We start from the raw sequence: 15,668 nt of genomic DNA, 5'->3' as shown, positions 1-15,668 counted from the left end.
TGATGCGGGTACTGGTTCTGGGTGGCACGACGGAGGCGCGGTTGCTGTGCCACGCGCTGGAGGCGCGGGCATCCGGTTTTACGGCCATCCTTTCCCTTGCCGGGGTGACACGCGCACCTGTCCTGCCCCGGCTGGAGGTGCGTATCGGTGGCTTTGGCGGGGCGCAGGGGATGGCGCAATGGCTGTCGCACAACCGGATCGCGGCCGTCGTGGATGCAACGCATCCCTTTGCCGCGCGCATCAGCGCCAACGCGGTCGCGGCCTGCGCACAGGCGGGCGTGGCCCTTGTGCGGGTGGAACGCCCCGCATGGGCGCCCGGGCCGGACGATCGCTGGGACATGGTGCCTGACATGGCGGCGGCCGCGCGCGCCATCGGGCCTGCGCCACGGCGTGTCCTGCTGACGATCGGGCGCAAGGACCTGCTGGCGTTCCGTGACCTCGCCCCCTGTGGGCATGTGTGGCTGGTGCGCAGTGTCGATGCCCCGGACCCGGCGCTGTTGCCCGTGGGCGCGCGCACCGTGCTGGCGCGTGGCCCGTTCGATGTGACGGCGGAGGAGGCCTTGCTGCGGCACGAGGGGACCGACCTGATCGTGACGAAGAATTCCGGTGGTGCGGCCACCGTGGCCAAGCTTGCCGCCGCGCGTGCGCTGGGGATTGCGGTCATCATGGTGGAAAGGCCCGTCCTGCCCCACGCGACGGTGGTGGGGGATGCGGACCATGCCATGGCATGGCTGCATTCGCGGGCCATCATTCAAGAGGGGTCAACCCTGCGGGAGGTATAGAGCCATGGTTGGCCGTGCGGACGGTCAATCAGGTGGGTGCGTTCGCAGCCGATCAGGACCAGTGTGCTCATGTCCACCTGTTCGGGGTCAGCATGGGCCAGGTCGTGCAGGATCACGCGTTCATCGGGGCGGCCGATGGCCCGGGCGAAGGCAACCGGGACCGTTCCGGGAAGCACGGCGCGCAGGACGTCGAATGCCTCGGCCAGTTGGCCGGGGCGCGCCTTGGAACGCGGGTTGTAAAGGGCGATGACGAATCCCGCCCCTGCGGCGGCACGCAGGCGGTCATGCACCACGGCGCGTGGCTTGAGGTTATCCGACAGCGACATGACACAGAAATCCCCGCCCAGCGGCGCACCAAGGCGGGCTGCGGCGGCCAGAACGGCGGAAACGCCGGGGATGACGCGCACGTCGATGTCGCGCCAGGCGACGGGACCATGGTCGATGGCCTCGAACACGGCGCTTGCCATGGCGAACACGCCCGCATCCCCGCCGGAGACAACAGCCACCCGCCGTCCTGCCTGCGCCAGTTCCAGCGCATGGCGCGCGCGCTCAAGCTCGACACGGTTGTCGGTGGCATGGCGTACCACATCCGGCCCCGCCACCGCACGTGCGACATACGGGCCATAACCGATCAGGTCGGTCGCCTGCGCCAGGGCGGCGGTGGCCTGTGGCGTTATCTGGTCCGCCGCGCCGGGACCAAGCCCGACGATATACAGGCAGGGCAGGGGAGATGGGGTTGGGGGTGTATCTGTCATCTTACGCCTGTGCGTCCGGGCACGAGGATGATCGAAAAATAGGGTGCGCGTTCCCCCGCATCCGCCAGTTTCATGCAACGCTGCTGCGCCTGGGTCGCGCGTTCGACATACATCGCACGGCCATCATCGCGCCCCGCGCGGCGCAGGGCGTTGCGCACCTTGGCCATGTTGCGGCCCAGCTTCATGATGACGGCGGCGTTCGCGCGTTCCAGCCACGCGCACAGGCTGTCTTCATCCAGCGTCGCGGGAATGACGCACAGTACGTCATCGCCATGGACCATCGGCATCTGGGCCTGTGACCAGCACCCGGCCATGCCGGTGATCCCGGGCACGACCTCGCATCGAAAGCGCTGGTGCAGCCGGTCGAATACATACATCGCCGAGCCGAACAGGAACGGGTCCCCCTCGCACAGAAGCGCCACGTCACGCCCTGCGTCGAGGTGGGCTGCGATGTCTTCGGCGCATCTGTCGTAAAATTCGGCCATTCGTGCGGGATAGCGCGGGTCGCTGACGGGGATTTCCACGGTGAAGGGATAGGCGAAGCGCAGCGCGATGACATCCGTCGACAGCAGGTCGCCCGCGATTTCGCGCGCATGCCCTGTCCGGTCGTGGCGGGCGAACCAGGCGGCGACCGGGCTTTCACGCAGGATCCGCGCGGCCTTGAGCGTCAGCAGTTCCGGGTCCCCCGGTCCCATGCCGACAATGGACAGGCAGCCGCGTGGGGGGGATGTGTTCATTCCGCCTCGCATGCCAGGGCGTTGACGCTTGCCGCCGCCATTGCACTGCCACCCAGTCGCCCGCGTACGATGATGAAGGGCAGGTCCCCGAATTCAGCCAGCGCCTCTTTCGATTCGGCGGCGCCGACGAAACCGACCGGCATGCCGATGACCGCTGCCGGACGTGGTGCGCCCGCTGCGATCAGTTCCAGCAGGTGGAACAGCGCGGTCGGCGCGTTGCCGATGGCCACCACAGCGCCTGCCATGTCCTCCCCCCACAGGTCGAGTGCCGCGGCGGAGCGCGTATTGCCGATGCGACGCGCGATTTCGGGCGTGCGCGGGTCACGCAGCGTGCAGATGACGGCGTTGTCCGCGGGCAGGCGGGTGCGTGTCACGCCACGGGCCACCATTTCCGCATCGCACAGGATGGGTCGCCCCGCCCGCAGCGCAGCTTGTGCGGCTGTGGTGAAATCGGGTGACATGCGGATTTCGTGCGCGACGTCCACCATGCCGCAGGCATGGATGATACGCACCGCCACGCGGGCCTCGTCCGGTGTGAAACCGCTCAGGTCGGCTTCAGCGCGGATGGTGGCAAAGGAACGGGCATAGATCGCCGCCCCGTCATGGATATAGTCGTAAGACCGCGTGGTGCCGGTCATGCCGGTGTCTTCTCCCCGTTCTGATGTTGTGGTGTATCGGCCGAGGCGTGCCCTTCATGCAAGAGGGTGCGTACCCCCACCATGTCCAGGCCCCGCAATGTCGGCGTATCGGCTGCGCGCGCGTTGCGACACAGGTCATACCCCGTTGCAGCGGCAACAAGCGTGAGGTCGCAACGCCCGGGATTGGCGCATCCCTTGGGGCATCCCGACACATGCAACCGCACGCCCACAGGCACGTCCGGGGCCAGCGCCAGCGCGTCCGCGCCGACGTCAGCCCCCGTACAGGCGCAACCCTGCCGCCCGATGCACGCGACAACACGCAGGCGTGGATCATGCGGGTCCGTCACGAATCCCGTCACATCCGGTGCGCGCACCTGCCCGGGCAGTATGATGGTGCGCCCCGGTGTCATCCGCAGCAGGCCCGCGCCATGGATGGCGCACCAGCGCGCCAGCCGCGACAGGTCCGCCGCCGCCATCCGGCCCAGTGGCGGGACCACGGCGTAACATCGCCCCGGCAAGGTGCCGACCAGTGTGGGACAGGCAGGTGCGGGGCCATCATCGTCACGTGAACGCGCGACAATGCCAAGATGCGCGAACATGGCCATGCCGATGCCACGGTGATGCAGGGGGCGCGAATTTCCCCCGACCTGCATGAAGGCTTCGGCAAGGCGAAGCATCAGGGCGGGGACCGCATCGGGCGCGCAGTCCGACCGTGCATCGCCGCAGGCCACCTGCCATTTCCCGTCATGGGCGCGCGCGGTGATGTCGGCGCGGATCGTGCCTGTGGGCACATATCCGCCACCATCAACCCCCATGACGAATTTCGCAGGCAGCGCGGACAGGTGGTCCGCCGTGGCCAGATGCGCATCAAGCGCGCGGGCGATCGGCAGCGTATGGGAATCGCAGGCCGGGTCCAGTCCCGCCAGCGGTGACAGCAATATCGCGCGACGGCGTTCCGATGCGTCCTCTCCCCCCAGGCCGCAGGCGTGCAGGGCCTGTGCGAAATGTGGCGCCGTTTCGGGCGACAGGCCGCGCAGTTGCAGGTTGCCACGACTGGTCAGCTCGATGCGCCCGTTGCCAAAATGTGTCGCGGCGCGGGCGATCATGTCGGCCTGTGTCGCCGTCAGTTGCCCCAGCGGGGGACGGACACGCACCAGCCAGCCGTCGGCGGCCTCCATCGGGGTATGAAGTCCGGGGCACCAGCCGCGCACGGTGGGGGGGGTAGTCATGTGTCGGGGTCCAGCAGCATCGCCGCACTATTGGCGCGCGGCCGCCACAGTCCCTGCCGCTGTGCCTGCGCCAGGCGGTGATGGATGGCGGCACGGGCGTCGGGGTTTGCCGTTGCAAGGAAGCGGTCCATGTCCGCATCATTGACAATGGCGGCGAAGGCAAGGTCGAACTGCCGGTCGAAGCGGGCGGGTACTGTCGCGGCGAATGCATGCAGTGCTGCGACCCCGCGCGCGATTTCCGCCGCCCCGCGATAACCATGGCGGCGCATCCCCGCAAGCCATGCCGGATTGGTCAGGCGCCCGCGCACGATGCGCGCCACCTCCTGCGCCGTGGCGCGCAGGCGTGGCGTTTCGGGGTGCGACGTGTCGCCATGCAGCACGCGCGGTGTCCGGCCAAGGGCGGCGGCGGCGGCGGCCATCCCGCCCGCATGCGCCGCGATATCCGCGCTTTCGAGGATGTCGGTCTCCGCATGGTCCTGCACATGCAGCATGACGTCCGCCGCCGCGATGCGCCGTTGCAGGGCCGCGTCATCGCGCATGCCCTCACGCCGCCCGCCATAGGTCCATGCCGAACCCGCCAGCCATGCATGGCCAAGGTCATCGCGCCCGTCCCATCCGTCACGTGCCAGCATGTCCTCGATCCCGGTGCCATAGCATCCGGGGGCGGCGCCAAAGATACGTGCCGTCGCCCGCAGCCGTGCCGCACCCGACAGGTCGCGCACGCCGTGGGCCAGCGGGTTGAGGTCCGGGGCCTCCTCACGCTCCGCGATGGCCTGCACCGCCTGTTCGAACAGGGCGATCTGCCCTGCGAACGCATCGCGGAACAGCCCCGAAATCCGCAGTGTCACGTCCACGCGCGGCCGGTCCAGCACCGCCATGGGAATGACCTCGATCCCGCGCACACGGCCCGATCCGCTGTCCCAGACCGGGCGCACGCCCATCAGCAGCAGGGCCAGGGCCAGGTCCTCGCCCCCCGTGCGCAGGCTTGATGAGCCCCACAGGTCGATGACGATGCACGACAGGTGCTCGCCTTCATCCTGAAGGTGCCCCTCCAGCAGCAGGTCGGCGCTGCGCTGCGCCAGCACCACAGCAGACCGGGTGGGGATGGCGCGCGGGTCCATTGAAAACAGGTTGCGCCCGGTGGGCAGCACGTCGGCGCGTCCCCGCGTGGGCGCGCCCGACGGGCCGGGGGGCAGCATGTGTCCGTCCAGCGCGCGCAGCAGGCCCCCGGCCTCTGCCGCGCCGCACCCATGCAGGAGCCCTTCGAGGTCGGGTGGCGTATCCGCCCCGCAGGCCCGTGCGATGGTGGCGGCGAGTGCGCGCGCATGCGGCGGTGGGCGGCCAAAGACATGCAGCCCGTCACGGATCTGCAGATCTTTTACATCGCACAGATAGGCATCCAGACGTGCCAGCGCCTCATCCTCATCCCCGGTTTCCTCCGCGCCCGGACGCTGGCTGCTTTCCTCCAGCAGGCCGAGGTCGCCCGCGCGTTGCAGGATCTCCCCGCGCAGGATCGCGCCACGCCTGCGGTCCAGCCCGTCGGCGGCGGCATATTCATCAATCAGCCGTTCCAGTTCGGTGGTGCGGCCATCGCCGTGGCCTGCCGCCATGACAGGGGGGGGTCATGTGGCCGATGGTCACGGCCCCAAGCCGCCGCCGCGCGGTCGCGGCCTCGCCGGGGTTGTTGACGATGAAGGGATATATGACCGGCATGCCACCGGCCAGCAATGTGGGCCAGCAGTGCGCAGACGGGGCCGCAGCCTTGCCCGGCAGCCATTCCAGAGTGCCATGCGTGCCAAGGTGAACCATGGCATCGGCCCGTACCTCATGTCGCAGCCACAGGTAGAACGCGACATAGGCATGGCGCGGCGGCGTATCGGGGTCGTGATATCCCCCCTTGCGGTCCAGCCGTGACCCGCGATCGGGTTGCAGCGCCATCGTGACATGGCCCAGCGTCAGGTGACGCAGGCACAATGCCCCATCCATAACCGCCGGGTCATCGGCGGGCGCGCCCCAGCACTCGTAAAGGGCATCGCGCGCGTCCTGTGGCAGGGTGGCAAGCAGGGTTTCATACCGTGCCAGCGTCATGAACGCGGTGGCCGGCGCACGTGCCAGCAGGTGCGCCAGTGCCGCGCTGTCGGGCAGGGGGGCGTGGAGGGGGGGCTGGCCCGTGTCATATCCTTCGGCGTGCAGCAGTGTCAGCAGGACCGAAAGGCTGGCGAAACTGTCCAGTCCCACGGCATGTCCCGCCTGTCCGTCGCCATTGCCGCCGTCACGTTGTGCGCCGGGATAATCCGACAGAAGGATCGCCACCCGTCGCGCGGTGGGGGACAGGTGGGACAGCCGCGCCCAACCCCGGGCACGGGCGGCGACGATCTCCAGCCCCGGGGGGTAGGGGACATGGCGCGCGGGCAGCCCGGGGTCCGTTTCCTCCTTGAAGGAAATCGGCGCACCGGGCAGACGCCCGTCAAGTTCGGGCAGCACCACCTGCATCGCAAGGTCCGCCTGTGACAGGCCGCGCGTGCTGTCCCGCCATGCCGCCTGTGTCACGCCGGGTTGCAATGCCTGGATTACCGGCACGTTGGCGATATCAAGGGCGGATATGTCCGTCTCCTCCCCCCGGGCAGAGAAAAAGGTGACGTTGACGATGACATCGGGGGGCGCATCCGCCAGCCAGTCACGCACCATCGTCGCACATGCCGGGTCCTTGAGTGAGGTGACATAAAACAGGTCCGCCCCGATCCCGTGTCGTGCCAGCACGTCCGACAGGGCAAGAATGGGGGCGATGTCGCCTGCCAGCAGGTGACTGCGATAGAACACGACACCCGCGCGCAGCGGCAGCGCCGGGTCCGCCGTGCGCAGCAGGCCGGCGGGGGCCAGAGGCTCGACATGCAGAGGCTCGGCATGCAGGGGGGCGATGCCCGCTGTTGCGGCAGGCAGGGTGTCAGCAGGTGTGCTCCGGGATGAGGGCACTTCGGCGCGGTCGGTTGCGATGGGGTGCGCGCCCCTGTCCTGTCCCATGTCCTGCCCCCGCGCAAGGTCCGCCATCAGGCGTAAGGCGGCGGCCATGTTGCGTGGGCCGCCCGCGCGCAGCAGTGCGTCAAGATGGTCGAGCGTGGGGGCCGCGATGTTCGACAGTGCGGCCAGACGCGGGTCGGGGCGTGCGTCGCCCGCCACCAGCGCCAGGGGGATGCCGGCGTCGCGACATGCGCGCGAGACTTCTTCCCCCCCATAACGCCAGTATTCCATCCCGCCAAGCAGGCGCACCACGACGCAGCGTGACCGCAGGAGGGTGTCGCTTACATACAGGTCGATCGACATGGGATGCAGCAGGCGTGACAGGCTGGCGATCCGCACGCTGGCCCCTCCTGCCGCCCCGGCATCGACCGCCGCGCGCAGGGCGAGCAGGTCGCTGTCGGAAAATGACAGGAACACGATATCGGCGGGTGCGTGACCGAGGTCTTCGGCCACCGCGTCCTCGTCGAGGCTGCGGACTTCACGCGCCAGAAGATGCATGTGCGTTGCCTCTGTGTTTCGTGCCCGGTTTCGTGTTCATGGACATCGCCGCCAAGGACACCGCCGGGCGGCGGGGGTGCGGCATCAGGGGATATTCATAAAGGCATAAAGGCCTGTGGATGCCGCCTTTTTACAAATGAAGCGACATCCGTTCGAAGCTTTTATAACCCCGCGACTGTTTTTCGATGGTCCTGTTTTCGACCGTCCTGTCAGGTCCGTTGCAGGTCCGCCTCGATCGCCGCGCGCGGCAGGCCCTTTTGACCGATGATGACAAGGTTGCCCGTGCGTGGCGCATCCTGTGACAGGGGGCGGTCGAACTGGTGGCGGAACCGGCTGCCCACGCCCTGCACCGCCAGGCGCATCGGTTTGCCGCGTACGGCGGCGAATCCCTTCATGCGCAGGATGTCATATTTTTCCGCCACGTGGGCCAGATGCGTGACAAAGGCGTCCGCGCTGTCCTGTTCGGGAATGGGGGCGACGAAGCTTTCGAAATCGTCATGTTCATGCTCGCCCCCTTCCGCATCATGGTGGGAGGGGCGGGCCGCAAGGTCATCTTCGGCCGCCGCATCCATGCCCAGCAGGACAACGGGGTCCACCTGCCCGTCCACGGCATGGATGACCTTGACCGCGCGGGGGATTTCGGCGCGGATCTCACGCTCCACCATGGTGATCTGATCTGGTGTCATCAGGTCGGTCTTGTTGATGATCACCATGTCCGCCGAAAGGAGCTGGTCTTCGTAAACTTCCGCAAGCGGGTTGTCGTGGTCCAGTGACGGGTCGGCCTGGCGCTGGCGTGCGATTTCATCCGGGTCGTCGGCGAAACGCCCGGCCGCGACGGCGGGGCCATCAACCACGGTGACAACGCCATCGACGGTCATGCGCGTGCGCACCGTGGGCCAGCCGAATGCCTTGAGCAGTGGCTTGGGCAGGGCAAGGCCGGACGTCTCGATCACGATATGCTCCGGCGGGTCAGCCCGGTCGAGCAGCGCCTCCATCGTCGGCAGGAAATCATCCGCCACGGTGCAGCACAGGCAGCCATTGGTCAGTTCGACAATATCGTCATCCCGGCATCCTTCCACCCCGCAGGCACGCAGCGTTTCGCCATCAATGCCCAGCGTGCCGAATTCGTTGACGACAATCGCGATGCGCCGTCCGCGCGCCTGTGCCAGCACATGGCGCAGCAGCGTCGTCTTGCCCGCGCCAAGAAAGCCGGTGATGACGGTGACAGGTACCTTCGCGCGGGCGGCGCGGGTGGCGGGACGGGAGGAGGGGGATGCGGTCATGAAGAGTGCTCCGTCAGGAGGGCGGCGGGAAAACGGCCCAGCACCATGTCCGACAGAGAGGCCGGACGGCGCGAAGGCATGACACTGCCACTGTGCGAGGTGGCATAGGCGGCAAGGTAGATCATCAGGTCGTCGGCCTTTTCAGGACCAAGATGGCCAAGCAGCCATCCCCATTTCCCCGGCATGGCGACGACGGCGGTGCAGCCACGATCGCACGCGGCAAGGCATTTGACCTCATGCACCACGACATTGGTGTCGTGCGTGCGCGTCAGCATCTGTTCATACAGGGCGCGCCCGGGTGGTGCGGCGCCAACCGGCAGCCCGCGCAGGCACGTGACGCAGACATGGAGATGGATGGCGCGAAGGTCGGGGCGGGTGGTGGTATGGGGGGCGTCGGAAGGGGGGGCACCTGTGGTCATTGCACGTGTCGTCCTGCGCTGTCGCCGCGTCATCCCGATGGGATGGCGGCCATGGCCGGGGTGCATCGACCGTGCGGCATCGGGGCCGATGCATGGCACGGACATCAGGATACCGCCGCATTTCCAGGCACCCCGCCGGACCTGCGACATTCAGTGGTCGTGCCATGTCCCGGAACTGGTGTGGGACATGGCGATGATGGCAGGTCTCCTGACTTGTGGCCGGGGCATGGACAGTGTCCCTGCCGCCGCATCCGGCGCCTTCCCGGCCAGACTGGCCAGTGACGTGCCGCACCCTTTTGTAAAGGGACGGCCTGCTGGATGTTTGAGACCACCTACAGTTGCGGGGGCAGTGACGGCATTGCGGGCGGCAACCTGCCGCGCCACGCACCGTGCTTCCCTGTTTCTTCCCTTACGGGAACCATCATGCGGGCTTTTACACGCGCCCGCGATGTGGTGTCAAAACGTGATGGCCGCCCCTGCCTCACGCACACGCCACCTGTTATGGAATGTCACGAGGGTGCGGGTGCATGGTCCGATATCAAGGGCCGCGAACGCTTCTGCCCCTGTGCCAAGCGTCGCCAGTACAAGGGCGCGTATGACCATGGTGTCCGCGATGATCATCATGTTTGCATGTCCGGTAGGGCAGCGTAACAGCCAGTCCGCCACGCGCACCAGCACCGAGCGCAGGCTTTCACCGTCTGGCGGTGCGAAATCCGGGTCCGCGATCCAGCGTGCGACGTCGGGCGCCGGCAGGTCATGCAGGGCGCGGCCATGCCACGCGCCGTGGTCGCGCGCGCGCAGGGCGGCGTGCGCAATGGGCGTGCGCCCCGCCCATTGCGCAACAGGGATGGCGGTATCATCGCCACAGGCAACGGGTGCCGTGGCGCACAGATGCGCCGCCTGTCCGGGGGGCAGGGGGGGCAGGTCATCACGTGTGGGGATGATGGCGCGACGCAGGCAGTCAGGCGCGGGCAGGGACAGGCAGGTCAGGTGCATGGGGGCGGTGTGTCAAAGTTCCGGGGGAAATGGGGGATGTTGGAAATGGCTGGCGCAGTGTCTTTCAGGTCGTTTCATGCGAAAGTCTGTTCGAAACCAACGGATTGATGAAAATATGCGTTGTCGCCTTGGGCGGTGTGACAAGACAGGGCGCATCACCAACTGGAATAATAAATGTTTTGGGACAATTCCTTTCCAAAAGCCTTGAAGGATGTGGCCCTCATGAAAAAACGCAGTCATCATACCATGTCATTATTTTTTATCGGCGACCTATTTTCCGGGAATCTCATAATTTTTAGAGATTGTTTAAAAACAACGCGTTGATAAAAAAAGAAAAGTTTTTGGGTGCCGCCTTTTTTCAAAAAGGCGGCGTCTTCTGAAGCTTTTTAGAAAAAGCTTCACCAAAAACCTTTATAACTTTAGTATGTTATTCAGCCTGACTTTTCAAACAGTCTCTTAAAAATGTAATTTTTCACATGTTTTTTGAGAATATTTATCAAAAATTTTTATGATCTTTGCATGATACGGTCTCTTTAATAGAGACTGCATTTAAAATGCCCCATCAAGAGAAAACGGGAACATTTCAGGCGTTGCCCTATTTTTTGAAAAGTCAGATTCCATAATATCCTGAAATTATAAAAGTTTTTGGTGAAGCTTTTTCCAAAAAGCTTCAGAAGACACCGCCTTTTCAAAAAACGGCAACACTAAAAAACTGTTCCTGTTTTTATAAATGATTTGTTTTCAAACAGGCTTTCGGCGTCGTCATTGCGATCTTGGTGCCAGGATCTCTTGAGGTCGGGGATTTCTGTCGAAGCGTTGTGTTGGGACATCTTGTCGGGGCAGGATCACAAAGGCGACGGACGCCCCTGTGTCGTGACCCTGTGTCCCCGGCCGTTCGTAAACGGAGCGTTCATAAAAAACGGCGTCACTGTTTTTCATCGTCGGCGTTTTCCTCGCGTGCGCATGCCCGATGCCCACCGGCAAGGGGGCGGAAGCGTTTGCCGAGGGGTCCGAAATCGGTTAGTCGGGGATCACGACTGATCAGGGAGTGCATTTTGCCATGAACCACACATCTTCTGTCCTGCCTGCGGGTGGCCTGTCTTCCGCGCCTGTCGCGATTCCGGTTCGTGACCTGCTGCCGTGGGCGGTCTTCGGCCTCGTGATTGCTTCGCTGCTGCTGTATTTCGTGGGCGCGGAACAGGGTGCGACCTCGCTGGTGTCGGGGCATTATGTCCATGAATTCGTCCATGATGGACGTCACCTGCTCGGCTTCCCCTGCCACTGACGTTTCCTGTCGGCTGCTGTCCGGGCGGGTTCTCCGGGCGGCAGGTTGGCCATTGCGGTTGCTTTTGTGGCGGAGTGTTCGCGCGCCCAGTGGCGTGATGGCCCCACCTGTTGCGTGCCAGCATTATGGTTCGGGCATTGCGGCCTAGGCATCGTGGGTGTTGACGACGATGCGCCCACGCACATTGCCCGCCAGAAGCCGCGGTGACGTCGCGATCGCCTGTTTCAAGGGGATGTCTGCGCATATCGAATCGACCAGCGCGGGATCAAGGTCACGCTCCAGCCTGGCCCATGCCGCCATGCGCTGGTCACGTGGGCACGTGACGCTGTCGATTCCCTGCAGGGTAACGCCGCGCAGGATAAAGGGCGCAACCGTCAGCGGCAGGTCCATTCCCGCCGTCAGACCGCATGCGGCGATGACGCCCCCCGGTCGCATGCTGGCGCATAACGCCGCCAGCATTTTTCCCCCCGCCACATCTATGGCCCCGCGCCATCGGGCTGCCTGCAACGGGCGGGCGGTATGGGACAGGGCCGAACGCCCCACCACTTCTGCCGCGCCCAGCATGTGAAGGTAGCCCGTCAGGTCGTCGCGCCCGGTCACGGCCACCACCCGGTATCCCAGCCGCGCCAGCAGGGCGATGGCAATACCACCGACGCCGCCGCCTGCCCCGGTCACGGCGATTTCGCCATCACCGGGGGTGACGCCCCCTTTTTCCAGCGCCATGACGCACAGCATCGCGGTATAGCCCGCCGTGCCGATACCCATGCATTGACGTGCGGAAAAGTTGCGGGGGCGCGGCAGCAGCCATTTCCCATGTACGCGCGCTATCTGTGACAGGCCACCCCAGTGTTCCTCCCCCAATCCCCACCCGTTGGCGATCACCTGGTCGCCGGGGCGGTAGATGGGGTCATCCGATGCGATGATTTCCCCCGCAAGGTCGATGCCGGGGATCATCGGGAAACGCCGCACCACCGGGCCGCGCCCCGTGATGGCCAGTGCGTCCTTGTAATTGAGCGAGGAATAATCGACGCGTATCGTGATCTCGCCTTCGGGTAACGCTGCGCGCTCAAGGCTGCGTATGCTGGCCCGTGATCCCGTGCGGGTCTTGTCGATCATGATGGCGTTGAACATCGGCGCGCTCTCCGGGATATCATGGCAGGCAGGGGTACTCCCCTGTCCAGATTGCGGTCCGTAACCTGTGATGAATCAGGATAAGATGACCGGGTCTCGAAAACTTGTGCAATTTCCTGAACGGATTGCCCGCGTGCTCGACCCGCACGGGGATGTGCGCGGGCGCCGGGCATGCGGACGCGCGATAGGCGCAGGTTTTCGTGTGCCTGTGCAGCGACATCCGCGTGAACTGTCTGTTTTGTGATCTGGATATGTGCTGGGCTGGTGCGCTCATGCAAATATGGCGCGACATGTTCGCACATGATGGATCGGATAACGAAAGCAGGACGCCGATGACAGCCTATCGCAACACACAGCTTTATATCGACGGGACATGGACCGATGGCACGGGGGGGCGCACGATTGACGTGCTCAACCCCGCCACGGCGCAGGTCATCGGCCATGTCGCCCATGCCGCACCGCCCGACCTGCGTCGTGCGCTTGATGCGGCGGCACGCGGCTTTGTCACGTGGGGACGCATGTCCCCGCTGGAACGTTCCGGCATCCTGCGCCGCGCGGCGGCCCTTTTGCGTGAACGCAGTGGTGACATCGCGGCGCTGATGACGATGGAACAGGGCAAGCCCGTGGGCGAGGCACGGACCGAACTGCTCGCGGCTGCCGATGTCGTGGACTGGATGGCCGAAGAGGGGCGCCGCACCTATGGCCGTATCGTTCCCGCCCGTGCGCCGGGCATCATGCAGGAGGTAATCCGCAGCCCGGTCGGTCCCGTGGCCGCGTTCTGCCCATGGAATTTCCCTGTAAACCAGGTCGCGCGCAAGGTGGGGGCCGCATTGGCGGCGGGATGTTCGATCATCGTCAAGGCGGCGGAGGAAACCCCGGCATCACCTGCGGAGTTCATTCGCACGCTGGCGGATGCGGGTGTTCCGGCGGGTGTGCTGGGCCTTGTCTATGGCACCCCGGCGGAGATTTCGCAGACCCTGATCGCCGATCCCATCATCCGCAAGGTAACGTTCACAGGCTCCACGCCGGTGGGCAAGCACCTTGCCGCGCTTGCGGGCGCGCACATGAAGCGCGCGACGATGGAACTGGGCGGGCATGCGCCCGTGATCATCAGTGCCGATGCGGATATGGACCGCGCGGTATCGCTGCTGGCGGGGGCGAAGTTCCGCAATGCGGGGCAGGTGTGCATTGCCCCCACGCGGTTCCTGGTGGAACGCCCCGCCTATGACACGTTTGTCACGCGCTTCGCCGCCGCGGCGTCCGCGCTGCGGGTGGGCGATGGCCTTGTGGAGGGGACGCAGATGGGGCCGCTGGCCAATGTGCGGCGCGTGGACATGATGGAAACGCTGGTGGCCGATGCGGTGGGACAGGGCGCGCGCATTGCCGCAGGGGGCAAGCGCGTGGGCAATACGGGCTATTTCTTTGAACCCACGGTGCTGGCGGATGTCACGACCGGCATGCGCATCATGAATGACGAACCCTTTGGCCCGGTTGCGCTGATGACGCCGTACGACACGCTTGATGCCGCCGTGGCAGAGGCCAACCGGCTGAATTACGGGCTGGCGTCCTATGCCTTTACCGGGTCGGGTCGTACGGCGGCCATCCTGCGTGATCAGGTGCGTGCGGGCATGCTGACGATCAATCATATCGGCCTGGGCCTGCCGGAAATCCCGTTCGGGGGAATTGGCGATTCGGGCTATGGCTCCGAAGGTGGGACGGAGGCGTTGGAGGCCTATCTCGACACGCGGCTGGTGACGGTGCGCGCGTACGGCTGACGGAACGTTCCGGACAAGGCGTGCGCGTAAATGGGGGCAGGTGTGACATCGCGTGGCTACCGCCACGCGATGCGATCGTGATCTGGTAGCCTTATTCCTTTGTCCTTGGTACAAGTTAAGGGGTATCGCCATGACGGATGCACCGACCTCCTCTTCATCGCTGTCCGACCTGTGGAAGGCGCGTTACCGCCAGCCTCCGCCGGATGTGGGATTGCCGGAAAACACCGTTGTGCGTGGCCTGATGGCCCATCGTTCCGTACGTGCCTTTTCCGCGGCCGCAGTGCCGCACGGCGCGCTGGAGGTCGCGGTCGCGGCGGCGCAGTCTGCATCCAGTTCATGCAATTTCCAGGCGTGGAGCGTCATTGCCGTGACCGATGCGCAACGCCGCGCGCGCCTGGCAAAGCTGGCGGGCGATCAGGCCTTCATCGCGCAGGCGCCGCTGTTCCTGATATGGGTGGCCGACCTGTCGCGGCTGGAACATGCCGCCGATGCGCGCGCGCAACCGCATGTGGCGCTGGATTATCTTGAAAGCTTCACGATGGCGGTGGCCGATACCTCCTTTGCGGCACAGAACGCGGCGGCGGCATTCGAATCCTTCGGTCTTGGCATCGTCTATGTCGGTGGGGTGCGCAACCAGCCCGCCGAAATCGCATCGGAACTGGGCCTGCCGCCACGCACGGTTGCGATTTTCGGTATGTGCGTGGGGCATCCCGACCGTCAGCAGCCCACCACAATCAGGCCACGCCTGCCGCAGGCGGCGGTGCTGCATCATGAAAAATATGCGCAAGGTGCGGACCAGATCCCGGCCTATGACGCCACCATGCAGCGTTTTCGCGCCGAACAGGGCCTGTCCCGGCAGGACTGGTCCGCCACGGTGATCGCGCGTGTGCGCGATGCCGGGGCCATGCACGGTCGCGATCACCTGCGCGAGGAACTGGTGCGCCGGGGCTTCGAACTGCGCTAGGGCCGTGGGGCAGGGTTTGACGGTCGCGCTGTCTGGCGGGCCTGTTGTCATGCACATCTTCGGCAAGGTGGCATTTCGCAGGCTTTGCCCGGTTCTGGAGGATTCTGCGGTGCGTCGCCTTATGGCCTGCTGTCCGATCGGGCCGTTCCATCGGGCGG

At 65.5% G+C, this 15,668-nt stretch carries 12 protein-coding genes, 1 pseudogene and 1 riboswitch; of the genes and pseudogenes, 4 read left to right on the top strand and 9 right to left on the bottom strand.

Annotated elements, in window-relative coordinates; all coding sequences use genetic code 11:
* Positions 1-2: 2 nt before the first annotated feature.
* Positions 3-782 (top strand): cobalt-precorrin-6A reductase, encoded by a 780-nt coding sequence (locus FYB92_RS00940; RefSeq protein ID WP_332828951.1) that lies wholly within the window; start codon positions 3-5, stop codon positions 780-782.
* Here FYB92_RS00940 and cobJ read toward each other — a convergent pair.
* From cobJ to FYB92_RS00900, 8 genes and pseudogenes are all read right to left on the bottom strand, one after another.
* Entirely contained in the window at positions 752-1,537 is a 786-nt protein-coding gene (gene cobJ, locus FYB92_RS00935) for a precorrin-3B C(17)-methyltransferase (RefSeq protein ID WP_192265181.1), read from the bottom strand. The genes FYB92_RS00940 and cobJ overlap by 31 nt on opposite strands.
* The gene (locus FYB92_RS00930) at positions 1,534-2,274 is read right to left on the bottom strand and encodes a precorrin-2 C(20)-methyltransferase (RefSeq protein WP_332828041.1); all 741 of its coding nucleotides are present in this window, start codon (positions 2,272-2,274) and stop codon (positions 1,534-1,536) included. Before FYB92_RS00930 ends, cobJ begins: the two co-directional genes overlap by 4 nt.
* Positions 2,271-2,912: a precorrin-8X methylmutase gene (locus FYB92_RS00925; RefSeq protein WP_332828040.1), complete on the bottom strand. Its 642-nt coding sequence runs from the start codon at positions 2,910-2,912 to the stop codon at positions 2,271-2,273. The genes FYB92_RS00930 and FYB92_RS00925 overlap by 4 nt, the downstream gene beginning before the upstream one ends.
* On the bottom strand, positions 2,909-4,141 hold the full coding sequence (gene cobG / locus FYB92_RS00920) for a precorrin-3B synthase (protein WP_332828039.1): 1,233 nt from the start codon (positions 4,139-4,141) through the stop codon (positions 2,909-2,911). The genes FYB92_RS00925 and cobG overlap by 4 nt, the downstream gene beginning before the upstream one ends.
* A pseudogene (gene cobN, locus FYB92_RS00915) lies at positions 4,138-7,657 on the bottom strand (cobaltochelatase subunit CobN). Before cobN ends, cobG begins: the two are co-directional and overlap by 4 nt.
* 209 nt (positions 7,658-7,866) lie before the next feature.
* A complete protein-coding gene (gene cobW, locus FYB92_RS00910; protein ID WP_062808474.1) occupies positions 7,867-8,940 on the bottom strand; it encodes a cobalamin biosynthesis protein CobW in 1,074 nt (357 codons plus the stop codon).
* The gene (locus tag FYB92_RS00905) at positions 8,937-9,509 is read right to left on the bottom strand and encodes a DUF1636 domain-containing protein (RefSeq protein WP_003617137.1); all 573 of its coding nucleotides are present in this window, start codon (positions 9,507-9,509) and stop codon (positions 8,937-8,939) included. Before FYB92_RS00905 ends, cobW begins: the two co-directional genes overlap by 4 nt.
* A gap of 30 nt (positions 9,510-9,539) precedes the next feature.
* Positions 9,540-9,797, bottom strand: a riboswitch (cobalamin riboswitch).
* An 18-nt stretch (positions 9,798-9,815) separates the two neighbouring features.
* Positions 9,816-10,355: a histidine phosphatase family protein gene (locus tag FYB92_RS00900; protein ID WP_332828038.1), complete on the bottom strand. Its 540-nt coding sequence runs from the start codon at positions 10,353-10,355 to the stop codon at positions 9,816-9,818.
* Between the two features lie 1,060 nt (positions 10,356-11,415).
* Between FYB92_RS00900 and FYB92_RS00895 the strand changes: the two genes are divergently transcribed.
* Positions 11,416-11,640, top strand: coding sequence for a CbtB domain-containing protein (locus FYB92_RS00895; RefSeq protein WP_003617145.1), 225 nt, complete (start codon positions 11,416-11,418; stop codon positions 11,638-11,640).
* 144 nt (positions 11,641-11,784) lie between these two features.
* On the opposite strand, the gene FYB92_RS00890 is transcribed toward FYB92_RS00895, so the two are convergent.
* Positions 11,785-12,771 carry an MDR family oxidoreductase gene (locus tag FYB92_RS00890; protein ID WP_075624787.1) on the bottom strand — a complete coding sequence of 329 codons (987 nt, stop codon included), beginning with the start codon at positions 12,769-12,771 and terminating at the stop codon, positions 11,785-11,787.
* A gap of 290 nt (positions 12,772-13,061) precedes the next feature.
* Here FYB92_RS00890 and FYB92_RS00885 point away from each other — a divergent pair, with 290 nt between their 5' ends.
* Positions 13,062-14,546 carry an NAD-dependent succinate-semialdehyde dehydrogenase gene (locus tag FYB92_RS00885; protein WP_239015811.1) on the top strand — a complete coding sequence of 495 codons (1,485 nt, stop codon included), beginning with the start codon at positions 13,062-13,064 and terminating at the stop codon, positions 14,544-14,546.
* A gap of 130 nt (positions 14,547-14,676) precedes the next feature.
* On the top strand, positions 14,677-15,510 hold the full coding sequence (locus FYB92_RS00880) for a nitroreductase family protein (protein WP_075595728.1): 834 nt from the start codon (positions 14,677-14,679) through the stop codon (positions 15,508-15,510).
* The last annotated feature ends 158 nt before the right edge of the window (positions 15,511-15,668 follow it).

The sequence above is a fragment of the Novacetimonas sp. GS1 genome (genome assembly GCF_036686925.1).
Taxonomy (GTDB): Bacteria; Pseudomonadota; Alphaproteobacteria; order Acetobacterales; family Acetobacteraceae; genus Novacetimonas; species Novacetimonas hansenii.
This window is presented reverse-complemented; position numbering and strand designations above follow the sequence as displayed.